This window comes from Calidithermus roseus, from assembly GCF_003574095.1.
Taxonomy (GTDB): domain Bacteria; phylum Deinococcota; class Deinococci; order Deinococcales; family Thermaceae; genus Calidithermus; species Calidithermus roseus.
In genome coordinates this window covers 15717-29394 of the sequence record NZ_QWLA01000048.1, presented here as the reverse complement: position 1 = coordinate 29394, position 13678 = coordinate 15717, and the positions used below count along the sequence as shown (strand labels likewise).

The following is a 13678-nucleotide window of genomic DNA, read 5'->3' as shown; positions in this document are numbered from 1 at the left end:
CAGCGCAAGCCCCTAGAGTAGCCGCCTTCGGCGGCGTGGAGCTACGAAACCGAAGAATGCGTCCGGGCCCGGACGCATGGTTTCGAGGTTCCTTCCCCGACCAACACGCCACGCCCAGGCGTGGCGTAGGTCTGGTCGGGGACTGCCGCCCCACACCCCGTTGGTTCAACGCTGGGTGCCTGTCCCCAGCCATGGTCTAAGTCCCACCACACGCCCCACAACACCCCGTCGTTGATGAGGAAGCCTCGAAACCACCCCGACCGGTAGCCCAAAATCGGGTAGGGAATGGCGTTATGCCGAGCGGTGGCAATCAACATGGCCACACCAAGCCTCGAGAGCCTGCTGAGGTCCAGGAGGGAGCGCCTGCTGGTCTAAAAGCGCATTGCAGCACGAAAAATCCCCGGAAGCTCGTGCCTCCAGGGATTTTGCCGTCGCGTACGGCTTTTTCGCTGGTGCCAAGGGGCGGAATCGAACCGCCGACACTGCGATTTTCAGTCGCATGCTCTACCGACTGAGCTACCTTGGCTCGCGGCGCGCCGGGCGCAGCGCGGGCTTCGGCTACGCACGGCACGCGTTTTTGGCGGCCCGGACGGGACTTGAACCCGCGATCTCCCACGTGACAGGCGGGTATGTTAACCAACTACACCACCGGGCCAGAATTTCGGCTGCTTTGGGCTTTCCAAAGGCAGCACATAGGATGATAGTCGAGGTAGCTAGGCCTGTCAAGCAAAGGCCATGAAAGAGCATCCCTCGAGCCCCCTGAGCTGGCGGGAAGTGCTGGCCCGCCACAAAAGCCTGCGCGGCATCGCGCGGGACAGCCTCCTGGTCGATAGGGGGGAATCCGGCTACCGCAACCGCTTCCTGGCCGATGGGCGAATCGTGTATCCGGGTGAGGGCCTCGAGGGCAACCAGCAGCCCACCGGAGGAAATGCCATCCTGCTCGAGGCCCTCCAAACCCGGCGACCTTTGCGGGTCTTTCTGCGCGAGGGTGCCAACCGCTGGCGGGATCTGGGGTTTTACCGGGTGGAGGCGGTGGAGTACCGTCTGGAAGAGGCCAAAGGGCGTTACGCCTACTGGTTCACCCTGGTTCCCATGGAAAGCGATGGAAAGTTTTCCACAAGTTGAGTCGGTTATCCACAGACTTATCCACAGGTTTCCACAATTGATCCGGAGTTATCCACAGTCTGCAAAAAAGCCCGCAGCTTCTGGGGAGATTTGAGTCCCGGAGCCTCTTCTACCCCGCTCGAGACGTCCACGGCGTAGGGCCTGAGGGCCAGGACCGGGCCCAGGTTCTCCGGGGTCAGGCCGCCTGCCACGATGAGGCGGGGGTGATGGCGGAGGGGCTCGAGCCACTCCAGCGGGTAGCCCTGCCCGCTGCCGGGGCTGGCGCCGTCGAGCATCAGGGCGTCGGCGGGGTAGTCGGCGAGGCGGGGATCGGCGGGGCCGGAGAGCTTGAAGGCCTTGATGAGCGGGAAGTGCGCGCGCAGGGCCTCGGCCCACTCGGGCGGCTCGTCGCCGTGGAGTTGCGCCACCTGGAGGCGGGCGGTGCGCATGGCCTCGAGCACGGCCTCGGGCGGGGTATCCTGGAACACCCCCACGCGGGTGATGAAGGGGCCGAGCGCCCGGCTGATGGAGGCATAGTGTTCAGGAGGGCGGTAACGCCTGGAACTGGGCACCAGGATGAAGCCCACCGCCCAGGCCCCCCACCGCTCGGCCAGGAGGGCGTCCTCGAGGCGGGTGATCCCGCAGATCTTGGCCTTGACCACGACCTCAGTGTAGCGGCTGGAACCCCCTCTCGCTCCTCGCTCGGGGTCTCTGCCGCGAATCTGGCCCAGGGTAAAATCGGGCAGTCCGCGTTTAGGAGAACCCATGGTTCAGCACGCCAACATCGACCGCAGCCGAGTCCAAACCCTGATGGAGCGTGAAAAGGCCCTCTTCGCCGAGCGCCATCCCCGATCCCAGCAGTTCCACCGGCGTAGCCAGGATTCCCTGCTGGCCGGGGTTCCCATGCACTGGATGACCCGCTGGCCCGGCGGCTTCCCCCTCTTCGTGGCCGAGGCCAGGGGGGCCACCTTCCGCGACGTGGACGGGCTGGAGTACATCGACTTCTGCCTGGGCGACACCGGGGCCATGACCGGGCATTCCCCGCCTGCCGTGCTGCCCAAGATCACCGAGCAACTCGCCAAGGGCATCACCACCATGCTCCCCAGCGAAAACGCCTTCTGGGTGGCCGAGGAGTTGCAGCGTCGCTTTGGCCTAAAGTACTGGCAGTTCGCCCTCAGCGCCACCGACGCCAACCGCTTCGCCCTCAGGCTGGCCCGCGCCGTCACCGCTCGCCCCAAGGTTCTGGTGTTCAACGGCTGCTACCACGGCACCGTAGACGAAGCCTACGTCAGCCTGGTAGGCGGCGAGGCCCGCAGCCGCCCCGGCAACATCGGGCCGCAGATCGACCCCACCCTCACTTCCAAAGTGGTCGAGTGGAACGACCTGGAGGCCCTCGAGGCCGCCTTAGCCCCCGGCGACGTGGCCGCGGTGCTGGCCGAGCCGGTGATGACCAACGTGGGCATCGTGCACCCCGAGCCGGGCTACCACCAGGCCCTGCGCGAGCTGACCCGCAAATACGGCACCCTGCTGATCCTCGACGAGACCCACACCCTCTCGGCGGGGCCGGGGGGCTACACCCGCAAGCACGGCCTCGAGCCCGACATGCTCACCGTGGGCAAGCCGCTGGGGAGCGGCATCCCTGCCGCCGCCTACGGCTTCACCGAAGAACTCGGGCACCGGGTCCACGCTCTCATCCAGCCCCCCTATGCCGACACCGGCGGCATCGGCGGCACCCTGGCCGCCAACGCGCTCTCGCTGGCGGCGATGCGGGCCACCCTCGAGCACGTCCTCACCAAGGAAGCCTACGAGCGCATGATCGCCCTGGCCGAGCGGCTGGAGTGGGGGGTGAAGGGCGTCATCGCCAAGCACAAGCTCCCCTGGCACGTCACCCGCGTGGGCTGCCGCGTCGAGTACCTCTTCCGCCCCAACCCCGCCAAGAACGGCTCCGAGGCCCTGGCCGGCCAGGACCCCGACCTCGACCCCTTCATCCACCTCTACATGCTCAACCGCGGCATCCTGCTCACCCCCTTCCACAACATGGCCCTGATGTCGCCAGCGACGCTCGAGGAGCACGTGGACCGGCACACGGAGGTGTTCACGCAGGCGGTGAAGGAGCTGCTGTAAGGGCGTTCAGCGATCAGCCGTCAGCGGGAAGCCCATGGCCTGTCAAGGGCCGAGGGCCAAGGCGTAGAACGTACGACGTAGGACGTACGACCCGCGCCCGGCCATCGCCCACCCGTTCCCAAACACCCGGCCACAGACTGTATACTGTATACACTTATGTCCAAGCTCGAGGCCGAAGTGGTCATCTGCGGGGCCGGGATCGCCGGGATTGCCGTGGCTTACGAACTGGCGGTGAAGCGCGGGGTGAAGAACGTGGTGCTGCTCGAGCAAGACGCTCCCCTCTCGCTCACGAGCGACAAGTCCACCGAGTGTTACCGCAATTGGTGGCCTGGTCCTGATGGCGCCATGATCGCCCTGATGAACCGCAGCATCGAGCGGCTTGAGCACATCGCTCGTGAGAGCAACAACCGCATTGGGCTGGGGCGGCGGGGCTACCTCTACGCCACCGCCGAGGCGGGCAAGGTACTGGAGTTGGCAAGGGCCGCCGAGAACGCCGCGCGGATGGGGGCGGGGCCGCTGAGGGTCCACGAGGGCAAGGGGGAAAGCTATGCCCCCGCGCCTGCCCACGGCTTCGAGGGCCAGCCGGACGGGGCCGACCTCATCACCGACAAAGCCCTGATCCGGCGGCACTTCCCCTACCTGGCCGAGGACACCGTGGCCGTGCTGCACGCGCGGCGGGCCGGGTGGTTCTCGGCGCAGCAGTTGGGGATGTGGATGCTCGAGCAATCCCGCGCCCACGGGGTGCGGCTGGTGCAGGGCCGGGTGACGGGGGTCCAGACCACGGCGGGGCGGGTGAACGCGGTGGAGGCAGAGCGCGCGGACGGCTCGGCCTTCAGTGTCCGGACCCCCTGCTTCGTCAACGCGGCGGGGCCCATGCAGAAGGCCGTGGGGCGGATGCTGGGGGTAGAGCTTCCCGTCTTCGCCGAACTCCACCTGAAGATGAGCTTTGCCGAGCACCTGGGCGTGGTGCCCCGCGAGGCCCCCATGCTGATCTGGATGGACGAAGTGCGGCTGCCCTGGAGCCCGGAGGAGCAGGAGATGCTGGCCGAAGAGCCCTCGACGCGCTGGCTGCTCGGCACCTTCCCTTCGGGCGTCCACTGCCGCCCCGACGGGCATGGCGAGAGCAACACCCTGATCGTGCTGTACAACTACCACCTCGAGCCGCTCGAGCCCCGCTTTCCCCTGCCCTCCGACCCCCACTACGCCGACGTCGCCCTGCGGGGCATGTCGGTGATGGTTCCGGGGCTGCGGCGCTACTTCGACAGGGCTCCCAAGCCCTACATTGACGGGGGCTACTACGTCAAGACCCGCGAGAACCGCCCCCTAATCGGGCCGCTGGGGGTGAAGGGGGCCTATGTCGTGGGGGCGCTCTCCGGTTTCGGCGTGATGGCGGCGTGTGCGGCGGGGGAGTTGCTGGCGGCGCACATCTTGGGCGACCCGCTGCCCGAGTACGCCCCGGCTTTCGCGCTCGAGCGCTACGAGGACCCCGAGTACCGGCGGAGGCTCGAGCAATTTGGCGACGGAGCCCAGCTATAGCCCCGAATTTTAAGGTAGGCTTCGCACGATAGCCTATGCACACCATCGCTTTTCAAGACGCCATGGGTGGCAACCACTGCTGGGGCTGCGGCAAGGACAACCCCAAGGGACTGCAAATCAAGAGCTACTGGGAAGGCGAGGAGGCCGTCTGCACCTTCCATCCCCGTCCCGAGCACATGGCCGGGCCCACCCACATCCTCAACGGCGGCATCATCGCCACCGTGCTCGACTGCCACACCGTCTGCACCGCCATGGCCGCGCTCTACCGGGCCGAAGGACGCGAGATCGGTGAGGAGCCCATCATCTGGTGCGCCACGGCCAGGCTGGACGTGACCTATCTGCGCCCCGCCCCCATCGACCGGCCCGTGCACCTGAGGGCCAGGGTCGAGGAGATCGCCGGGCGCAAAGTACGCCTTAGCTGCACGCTGTACTCCGAGGGGCTCGAGTGCGCTCGGGCCGAGGTGCTGGCGGTGCGGGTGCCCGAGGAGTGGCGCACGGCACCAAGAAGCGGATAGCCGAACGTAAAACGTCTGGTGTAGGGGTGGGTCTCGAGCTCACCCTGTTCTCCCCCCTTAACGGGGGGATAAAGCCATTGGACAAGCTCACTGTGGAGACCCGACAAACGACAAACATCCGTTGCGAGGTACTCAACCCTCCTTTGGCCTTTGAACCTCGACACCCCTCCCAGAGTCACTACCGTTCGCCCAGCTTCACGCCCAGCTCGTGGATCTGCCCGCCGCGCCAGAGCTTAAGCCGGACCTGGGTGCCCCCGGAAAGCTCGCCGAGGATGCCCAGGAGTTCCTCTAAGCGCTCCAGGGGCCTGCCATCCAGGGCCAGCAGCACGTCGCCCACCATCAGCCCGGCCTGCTCGGCAGGGCCACTCTCCTCCACCGACACCAGCAGCAGCCCCACGCCCTGCCCGGCCCCTTCGGGCAGGCGCACCGGCTGGGCGCTCACCCCCAGGTAGCCCCGGCGCACGGTGCCGTGCTTTTGCAGGGCCTCGACCACCCGCCGCAGGGTAGGCAGGGTGAGGGTCAGGGCCAAACCCCGGCGCAAGGCCTGGGTATTGAGGCCGATAAAGCGGCCCTCAGCATCCACCAGTGGGCCGCCTGAAAAACCCGGATACAGCGAAACATCGGGCTGCACGTAGCGCTCGAGCCTGCCTCCCATGGGCGTGCGCCACTCCCCGGCCACGTTGCTGAGGATGCCCAGGCTGGCCCGTAGGCGCTTGCCCGGCCAGCCCAGCGCCAGCACCATCTGCCCCACCCTGAGCCCTTCGGGGTCGGCCCACTTTGGTACAGGCAATTCGGCGGCCTCGAGCCTGAGCAGGGCCAGGTCGGTCGCGAGGTCGCGCCCTACCACGCTGGCTTCCCGGCTTTGCTCACCCGGCAGGGTCACTTCCACGTCCGAGCGGCGCAGGGTGTGGGCGGCGGTGATCACGAAACCATCCGCCGACCATACGATGCCCGTAGAGCCCGTCCAGCGCCCGGCATCCACCCGCACCACCGATTTTCCCGCGCTTTCAACCGCCGAGGCCAGGGCATTGGAGAGTTCGAGAATTGGATTGCTCATGCCCTAGAGCCTAGGCTTTGGACTACGAGCGACGCATCCGCCGCTCGAGCAGCTTCGACCTGGCCATCTGGCCAGGAAGCAGGAGGCTGCGAGTTAAGTCACCCCGCCCCGCGGTGGGCTTGTCCAATGGCCATGCGCAGGCCTCGACATCCCTCTACAGCATCACCAGCCCCAACCGCGCCGCCCGCACCACCGCCTCGGTGCGGCTGTGCACTCCCAGCTTGCTCAGGATCGAGGCCACGTGGAACTTGGTGGTACGCTCGCTGATTTCCAGCCGCCGGGCGATGGCCTTGTTGGACAGGCCCAAAGCCAGGAGCCGGAGGACCTCGAGTTCACGCTCGGTGAAGGGCTCGAGCGGGGGTTCGGCTTCGAGGTCGTTGCCCTGGGGCTTGAGTGTCAGTTCAGTCAGTTCAGGCGCGATCACCACCAAGCCCCGCGCCAGGGCCCGGATGGCCGCCGTGAGCATCTCGGGCTCGCTGTCGCGCAGCAAGACCCCCCGCGCCCCATGCGCCAGCCAGGCGGCAGCCTGCGACTCGCTTTCGACCAGGACCAGTACGGGCGGCTCGAGGGCTTCCAGATCGGCGCTGTCCTCCCCCACTTCCCACAGCACCACGTCGGGCTGGTAGACCCACCACTCGGCAAGGCTGCTGAGTTGCCCCACCACCTCCAGCCCCGACTCCTCCCCCAGTGCCGCTGCCAGGCCGGCCCGCGCCCAGGGGTCATCACCCACAATGAGCACCCGAGTTCCCAACGAGGCTAACCCTAGCCCACGGCGCAGCCAGCCCACGGTGAGAGGGCTCACGCTGACAAGCGAAGAGCCATCCTGAGGGAGAGCTAAAGCCGGGCTTGACCCAAACCCCACCCAGGCTCGAGGCTTTTCCTGCTTTGATGAGCGCGGGAGGAACAAGCATGAACCGCGCACTTCGCTCGATGGCAATGGCGACAGTCCTGGCAGGGCTGCTGGCAGCTTGCAGCAGTTCGACGCCTGAAAACAGCAAACCCATGTCCCCCGAGGCAGCTAAAGCCGCCGCTAAAGCCGCCCTGCGCGACCTGTCGCTGGGCAGCGGATTGGTGCGCGGCCCCAGCGGCATCGTGCCGCAGAGCGCGGCCAGGGTTGGCCTCTCCGCCCAAGTGCTGGGGGCACTGGAGGGGCTGGGCATTCCCATGGGGCAGGCCCTCGAGGCCGGATGTACGATCAGCGTCGAGCCACTGCCCTTCACCGACGACGATCAAGACCTCGTACCCGCCAGCGCTACACTCAAGGTCGATTGCACCCTCGACAATGCGGGTGGCTACAGCTACACCCTCAAGGGCTCGCTGAAGCTCGAGGACAACGACGATAACTTCAAGAACAGCGGCTTCCGGCTGGCCTTCGAGGGCTTCTCCGACAAGGCCACCAAGGGCGATTACTCCATCGAGCGCAGCTTCGAGGGCAGCTTCGCCCTCGACTCCAAAGACCCCGCCCTCTACAAGATCGACAAGGGCTACAACGTCTTGGTCAAGGAAAGCAGGGCCGGACAGACCGACACCCTGGCGGCCACCTTCGACGCGAGCGAGACCTACGCGCCCGACGACCCAAGCAAGCCCATCCTGGCGGGCGACTTCACCGTTGATAAGAACCAACCCGGCAGCCTGGTGGTGAGCAAGAACGCCGATAGCTACCGCTGGAACTGGTTCACCGACCCCACCCTGCACTACACCTTCAGTTGCACGGCCACCACCGACGAGGGCGTGTGGATCCCCTTCGACGACGGGGCAGTGGTCTATACCTACAACGACTCCAAGGGCCAGAGCGCAACCCTGCGCATCGAGTTCACCGGCTGCGGCAGCTACACCGTGACCCTCAACGGCGAAGTGCTCGAGTAGCCCTTTCCCACGAAACCGCCAACCCCAGACAAGATGCCTGGGGTTGGCCGGTCTTCCATTTTGCGGTCAGACGTTTGGCGTTCGGCGTTTCTTCAAACTGTCCCCAGCTTGGCTGCCGTCTCGAGGTCCATCTCCTCCTCGGGCTCCTCCACCAGGGCGCGGCGCTGGAGCAGTTCCTTGCCGCCCTCGAGGCGGCGGATTTCCTCGATGAACTGCTCGGGTGAGGCGAACTCGCGGTAGACCGAGGCAAAGCGGATGTAGGCCACGGGGTCCAGCTCGCGCAAGAAGGCCAGGGCCCGCAGCCCGATCTCCTCGGAGGTGATCTCCATCTCCTTGACCGTGTCCTCGAAGCCAAAGGCGAACTTGTAGAGCACCTCGGGGTCGAGCTTGCGCTTCTGGGTGGCGAGGGTGAGGCCGCGCAGCAGCTTGTTGGGGTCGAAGGGCTCGCGCCGCCCCGAGCGCTTGATGACCATCAGGGGCTCGGCGTTGGCGCGTTCGTAGGTGGTGAAGCGCCGCTTGCAGCTCGGGCACTCGCGCCGCCGCCGAATGACCGAGCCTTCGTCAGAAGGGCGCGAGTCGAGCACGCGGGTGTCAGGATGGGCGCAGTAAGGGCAATTCACAAGCGACCCCCAGACTGAAGCGGCATGGAGCGTGCGGTTTCAGCCATCTCTATTCAGCATACGGTTTGAGGCAATTTTCACAGCGATCTGGGTGACTTAAGGCAATTCGCGCAGCAGATCGTAGAGTTCGGGCGGCTGGGGCGGTTCGGGGAGCAATACCTCCATCACCAGCCCGCGAATGCCCTCCGAGACCATCGAACCCAGGCCGATGGTGCCGCGCACGAGGGCCTGGTCGTACTCCTCGCTCGAGGGGTCGCGGCTGGGTACCACCCCGTTGACCCGCACGTTGGTCGGGAAGATGCGGGTAGCCCCCTCGATGAGGCCGGTCACCGCGCCTCGGATGGCCGCTACGTGGGGTTGTTCGCGGTGCATGGGCGGCAGCACGATGGTCACGAAACCTCCGCCCGAGAGGTAGCGCAACCCCTGCTGGAGCACGTAGAGGCTGGACTTCACGTCGGCGTTGAGGAGGTCGTACCACTCGCCCTCGAGCAGCTCCACGAAGGCCGTCTTGCTCTCGGCGGTGGTCACGTGCACGATGCCGTCGAGCATCCCGAACAGTTCCTCGATCTTCTCGAAGGTGGTCATCACGTCCAGCACCACCGACATGTCGCCGCGGATGGGAATGGCGGTAGCTCCCAGCGCCTCGACCTCCGAGGCGACCCCGGTGGCCAGCTCCACGTCGGGGTCGACGGTGACCACGGTCGCCCCGTTGCGCCCGTAGGCGTGGGCAATAAAGCGACCATAGCCCCGCCCAGCCCCGGTGACCATCACGATGCGTCCCGACAGGCCCAGAAGGTCTCGGTCTCGAGGTGGCGTTGTGCTCATCCCAACGAGTTTACCGTGTAAGGGGCTTGAAGGTAATGGCTCGCCAAGGCGGCGGTCAGCCAAAAGCTCGTGGCCTGTGGCGCAGGGAGGCGGGGAAACGTTTGTAGCCCGTGGTGAATAGAGCGAGCCCAGGCCAAGCAGACGTAGCCCTGAAGTCGCAATTCAAAACCTTACTTGGCTCTAGAGTAGAACTTTGCTACCATCCAAATTCTGACGGCCCGGTTCGGTGGACGGCAAAAGCGCCAAAAACGAGGTTCGAGAGGCTCCGCGTATTGGCGGAGGAGCAGCACGGAGGCCAATGAAAACGGATCAGTCGGTATGGGGAATGCTGCGGGAGTTGTCGCCGTACTTCCGCCGCTATGCCCGGCCCTACTTTTGGGGTTTGCTGGCCGGGTTGATGGGCATTGGGTTCAACGTATTGTCCCCCTACTTCCTGGGGCAGGCTATTGACGCCATCCGGGTGGGGGGAGCTTACCTGCCTTACGTGGGCATGATCGTGGGGGCGGCGCTGCTGGCGGGCCTGCTCTCTTATGCCAACCGCCAACTGGCCATCGTCGCCAGCCGCTACATCGAGCACGACCTGCGCATGGACCTCTTCAAGCACCTGCTGGCTCTGGATGCCTATTACTACGGCAAGAGCCGGGTGGGTGACCTGGTCAACAAGATGAACACCGACCTAGGCGCGGTGCGCGAGATGATGGCCGGGGGGGTGAACATGGGCACGCGCATCGTGGCGGGCCTACTGTTCGCCTTCGTCTCGATGTATCTGGTCAACTGGAGGCTCGCCGCCATCCTGACGCTGATCGTGCCCCTGATCATCGTGATCATGCGCTTCGTGCTGCGGGTCATCGACCGGCGCTACCGCGAGAGCCAGGAGGTCTTCGATCAGATCTCCACCCGCGCGCAGGAGAACTTCTCGGGCATCCGGGTGGTCAAGGGCTTCGCCCTCGAGCAGCGCGAGCTCGCCGCCTTCCAAGCCCTCAACCGCCAGTACATCGAAAAGAGCCTGGCCCTCGCCCGCATCGAAGGCCCCATGCTGTGGTCGCTGATGGGGTTGCTGATGGGCTTCGCGGTGCTCACCGTGCTGTGGCTGGGCGGGGGTTACGTGATCCGGGGGGAGATGTCGGTGGGGCAGCTGGTGCAGTTCAACGCCTACCTGCTGCAACTCTCCTGGCCGGTGCTGGGGCTGGGCTTCGTGCTCTCCATGTTCCAGCGGGCCGCTACGAGCTACAAGCGTCTGCGGGAGCTGCTCGACGAGAAGCCCCGCATCCAGGACCCCGTGGCTCCCGTACAGCCTGAAGACCTTAGCGGCGAGGTCAAGTTCGAGGGAGTGAGCCTGGAGCTGAACGGGCGCACCCTACTCAAGGACATCACCCTCACCATCCCCGAGGGCATGACCCTGGGCATCACCGGGCGCACCGGCAGCGGCAAGACCTTGCTTGTGAGCCTGATCCCGCGGCTGCTCGAGGCCAGCCAGGGCCGGGTGCTCGTCGGCGGCCACGACGTGCGCGAGTTGCCCCTGGCCACCTTGCGCCAGGCGGTGGGGATGGTGCCGCAGGAGCCCTTCCTCTTCTCCGACACCCTGGCCGAGAACATCGCCTTCGGCCTGGGCGCCGTCGACCGCGAGCGCGTGGAGTGGGCCGCGAGGCTGGCCGGGGTCCACGACGACATCATGGGCTTTCCCAAGGGCTACGACACCTCGCTGGGCGAGCGCGGGGTGACGCTGTCGGGCGGGCAGCGGCAGCGCACTGCGCTGGCGCGGGCGCTGGCCAAGCGGCCCAAGGTGCTCATCCTCGACGACGCCATGAGCGCAGTGGACACCGAGACCGAAGCGCGCATCCTGGGCGGGCTCAAGCAGGTGCTGGGCCAGCAGACCACGCTGCTCATCGCCCACCGCACCAGCACCCTGAGGTACGCCGACTGGATCGTGGTGCTCGAGCAGGGCCGCATCGCCGAGGAGGGCACCCACGAGATGCTCTTGGAGCAGGGCGGCCTCTACGCCGAGCTCGACCGCATCCAGCGGCTGCAGGCGGAGGTGGAGTGATGGCGCCGAACACCGAAACCGCCTTCTTTGGTTCGATCGAGACGATGACCTCGAGGCCCGCTCATCCATTGACCCTCTATCCCCACGCCTGGCGTTCGGCGCCGGGCGTGGGACGTTAGGCGACTGCTATGCACGAAGAAGAAGCCTTTAAGAAATCCTTCGACGCCCGGCTGGCCCGCCGCATCCTGACCTACGTGCGCCCCTACCGGCTCCAGGTGGCGCTCGCGCTCGTGTGCTTGTTGGTGGGCACCCTGACCACGGCGGCCACGCCGCTGTTCTTGAAGTACGCCATCGATAACGCCATCCTGCCCAAACAGGCGCTCGAGCTCGCCCAGCGCTATGAGATCTTGCTCTACATCAGCCTGGCCTTCCTGGGCGTGCGCGTCCTCGACTTCTTCGCCCGCTACGGCCAGATTTACCTCATCAGTTGGGTTGGCCAGCACGTGCTCTTCGACCTGCGCAGCGAGATCTTCTCCAAGCTGCAGCGGCTGCACCTGGGCTACTTCGACAAGAACCCGGTGGGCCGCCTGATGACCCGCATCACCTCCGACGTCGATGCCATCAACCAGTTCATCACCGGCGGGCTGGTGGGGCTCATCGCCGACCTGTTCCTGCTGGGCGGCATCATGGGCTTCATGCTGGTGCTCGACTGGAAGCTCTCGCTGGTGGCCTTCACGGTAATCCCGGTGCTCCTGGCGGTGACCACCTGGATTCGCAACGGGATGCGCGAGGCTTACCGCGAGATGCGGCTGCGGCTGGCGAAGCTCAACGCCTCCTTGCAGGAGAACCTCTCGGGCGTACAGACCACCCAGCTTTTCAGCCGCGAGCCGCGCAACGAAGCGGGCTTTGGAGCACTCTCGCTGGACCTGCGCGCCTCGTGGGTGAGGATCATCTTCTGGTTCTCGCTGTTTTTCCCCATCGTGGGCTTCTTGGGCGAATCCACGGTGGCGCTGGTGCTGTGGTACGGCGGGGGCCAGGTGGTGCAGCAAGCCCTCACATTGGGCCTGCTGGTGGCCTTCGTGGACTACGTGCGCCAGTTCTTCCAACCCCTGCAAGACCTCTCCGACAAGTTCAACATCTTCCAGGCCGCCATGGCCTCCGCCGAGCGCATCTTCGGCCTGCTCGACACGCCCGAGGAAGTCTCCGACCGCCCCGGGGCCATCCGGGTCGAGCGCTTCCGCGGCCAGATCGACTTCGAGGACGTGTGGTTCGCCTACGGCAAGCGCGGCGAGCCCAAGCCGGACGGCACCAGGGCCAACAGCCTCAAGCAGAAGGAGGCCGAGACCGAGGACTGGGACTGGGTGCTGCGGGGCGTGTCCTTCCGCATACGCCCTGGCGAGAAGATCGCCCTGGTAGGGGCCACCGGCGCGGGCAAGACCAGCGTCATCAGCCTGATCGCCCGCTTCTACGACGTGCAGCGGGGCGCGGTCAAGATCGACGGCCAGGACGTGCGCGACTACCTACAGCGCGACTTGCGCCGCGCCATCGGCATCGTGCTGCAAGACCCCTTCCTCTTCAGCGGCACCATCGACTACAACCTGCGCCTGGGCGACGAGAGCATTCCCATGCAGCGGGTGGAGGAGGTCGCGAAGTTCGTGGGGGCCCACGAGTTCATCAGCGCCCTGCCGGGCGGCTACCAGAGCGTGCTGCACGAGCGCGGCGGCGGCCTCTCGACGGGCCAGAAGCAACTACTGGCCCTGGCCAGGGCCATCCTGCACAACCCCGATATCCTGCTCATCCTCGACGAGGCCACCGCCAACGTCGATTCCGAGACCGAGGCTAAGATCCAGGAAGCCCTATGGCGCGTGATGGAAGGCCGCACCTCGGTCATCATCGCCCACCGCCTCTCGACCATCCGCCACGTCGACCGCATTCTGGTCTTCCGCAAGGGGAAGCTGCTCGAGGAAGGCAACCACGAGGAACTGCTGGCGAAGGGCGGGTACTACGCCAAGCTCTACGAGTTGCAGTACGCGCATGGGTGAGGATG

12 protein-coding genes and 2 tRNA genes are annotated in these 13678 nt (G+C 66.1%); 7 read left to right on the top strand and 7 right to left on the bottom strand.

Going from position 1 to position 13678, the window contains the following annotated elements; all coding sequences use genetic code 11:
• Positions 1 to 450: 450 nt before the first annotated feature.
• Together Mrose_RS12155 and Mrose_RS12150 are read right to left on the bottom strand one after the other, a co-directional pair.
• Positions 451 to 526, bottom strand: a tRNA-Phe gene (locus tag Mrose_RS12155).
• 52 nt (positions 527 to 578) lie between these two features.
• Positions 579 to 655: transfer RNA gene (locus Mrose_RS12150), tRNA-Asp, on the bottom strand.
• Positions 656 to 735: 80 nt separating this feature from the next.
• Between Mrose_RS12150 and Mrose_RS12145 the strand changes: the two genes are divergently transcribed.
• Complete coding sequence (locus Mrose_RS12145; protein WP_119278612.1) at positions 736 to 1125, top strand: SRA domain-containing endonuclease; 390 nt, start codon at positions 736 to 738, stop codon at positions 1123 to 1125.
• A gap of 17 nt (positions 1126 to 1142) precedes the next feature.
• Here the strand turns inward: Mrose_RS12145 and Mrose_RS12140 are convergent, their stop codons facing one another.
• Entirely contained in the window at positions 1143 to 1766 is a 624-nt protein-coding gene (locus Mrose_RS12140) for a phosphoribosylanthranilate isomerase (RefSeq protein ID WP_119278611.1), read from the bottom strand.
• Positions 1767 to 1869: 103 nt separating this feature from the next.
• Between Mrose_RS12140 and Mrose_RS12135 the strand changes: the two genes are divergently transcribed.
• The 3 genes from Mrose_RS12135 (at position 1870) to Mrose_RS12125 (ending at position 5279) form a co-directional block, all read left to right on the top strand.
• On the top strand, positions 1870 to 3228 hold the full coding sequence (locus tag Mrose_RS12135; RefSeq protein WP_119278609.1) for an aspartate aminotransferase family protein: 1359 nt from the start codon (positions 1870 to 1872) through the stop codon (positions 3226 to 3228).
• A 156-nt stretch (positions 3229 to 3384) separates the two neighbouring features.
• Entirely contained in the window at positions 3385 to 4764 is a 1380-nt protein-coding gene (locus tag Mrose_RS12130; protein ID WP_119278608.1) for an NAD(P)/FAD-dependent oxidoreductase, read from the top strand.
• A gap of 35 nt (positions 4765 to 4799) precedes the next feature.
• The gene (locus Mrose_RS12125; RefSeq protein ID WP_119278606.1) at positions 4800 to 5279 is read left to right on the top strand and encodes a PaaI family thioesterase; all 480 of its coding nucleotides are present in this window, start codon (positions 4800 to 4802) and stop codon (positions 5277 to 5279) included.
• Positions 5280 to 5457: 178 nt separating this feature from the next.
• Here Mrose_RS12125 and Mrose_RS12120 read toward each other — a convergent pair whose 3' ends face one another.
• Both Mrose_RS12120 and Mrose_RS12115 read right to left on the bottom strand, forming a co-directional pair.
• Positions 5458 to 6336 carry a S1C family serine protease gene (locus Mrose_RS12120; RefSeq protein ID WP_119278604.1) on the bottom strand — a complete coding sequence of 293 codons (879 nt, stop codon included), beginning with the start codon at positions 6334 to 6336 and terminating at the stop codon, positions 5458 to 5460.
• 154 nt (positions 6337 to 6490) lie between these two features.
• Positions 6491 to 7075, bottom strand: a complete 585-nt coding sequence (locus tag Mrose_RS12115) for a response regulator transcription factor (protein WP_220452321.1) — start codon at positions 7073 to 7075, stop codon at positions 6491 to 6493.
• A 170-nt stretch (positions 7076 to 7245) separates the two neighbouring features.
• Between Mrose_RS12115 and Mrose_RS12110 the strand changes: the two genes are divergently transcribed.
• On the top strand, positions 7246 to 8202 hold the full coding sequence (locus tag Mrose_RS12110; protein ID WP_147371636.1) for a hypothetical protein: 957 nt from the start codon (positions 7246 to 7248) through the stop codon (positions 8200 to 8202).
• 92 nt (positions 8203 to 8294) lie between these two features.
• Here Mrose_RS12110 and nrdR read toward each other — a convergent pair whose 3' ends face one another.
• Both nrdR and Mrose_RS12100 read right to left on the bottom strand, forming a co-directional pair.
• A complete protein-coding gene (gene nrdR, locus Mrose_RS12105) occupies positions 8295 to 8822 on the bottom strand; it encodes a transcriptional regulator NrdR (protein ID WP_119278598.1) in 528 nt (175 codons plus the stop codon).
• Between the two features lie 96 nt (positions 8823 to 8918).
• Complete coding sequence (locus tag Mrose_RS12100; protein ID WP_119278596.1) at positions 8919 to 9647, bottom strand: SDR family NAD(P)-dependent oxidoreductase; 729 nt, start codon at positions 9645 to 9647, stop codon at positions 8919 to 8921.
• A 298-nt stretch (positions 9648 to 9945) separates the two neighbouring features.
• On the opposite strand from Mrose_RS12100, the gene Mrose_RS12095 reads away from it, so the two are divergent.
• A complete protein-coding gene (locus Mrose_RS12095) occupies positions 9946 to 11691 on the top strand; it encodes an ABC transporter ATP-binding protein (RefSeq protein ID WP_420808347.1) in 1746 nt (581 codons plus the stop codon).
• Between the two features lie 128 nt (positions 11692 to 11819).
• A complete protein-coding gene (locus Mrose_RS12090) occupies positions 11820 to 13673 on the top strand; it encodes an ABC transporter ATP-binding protein (protein WP_119278592.1) in 1854 nt (617 codons plus the stop codon).
• Positions 13674 to 13678: the final 5 nt, after the last annotated feature.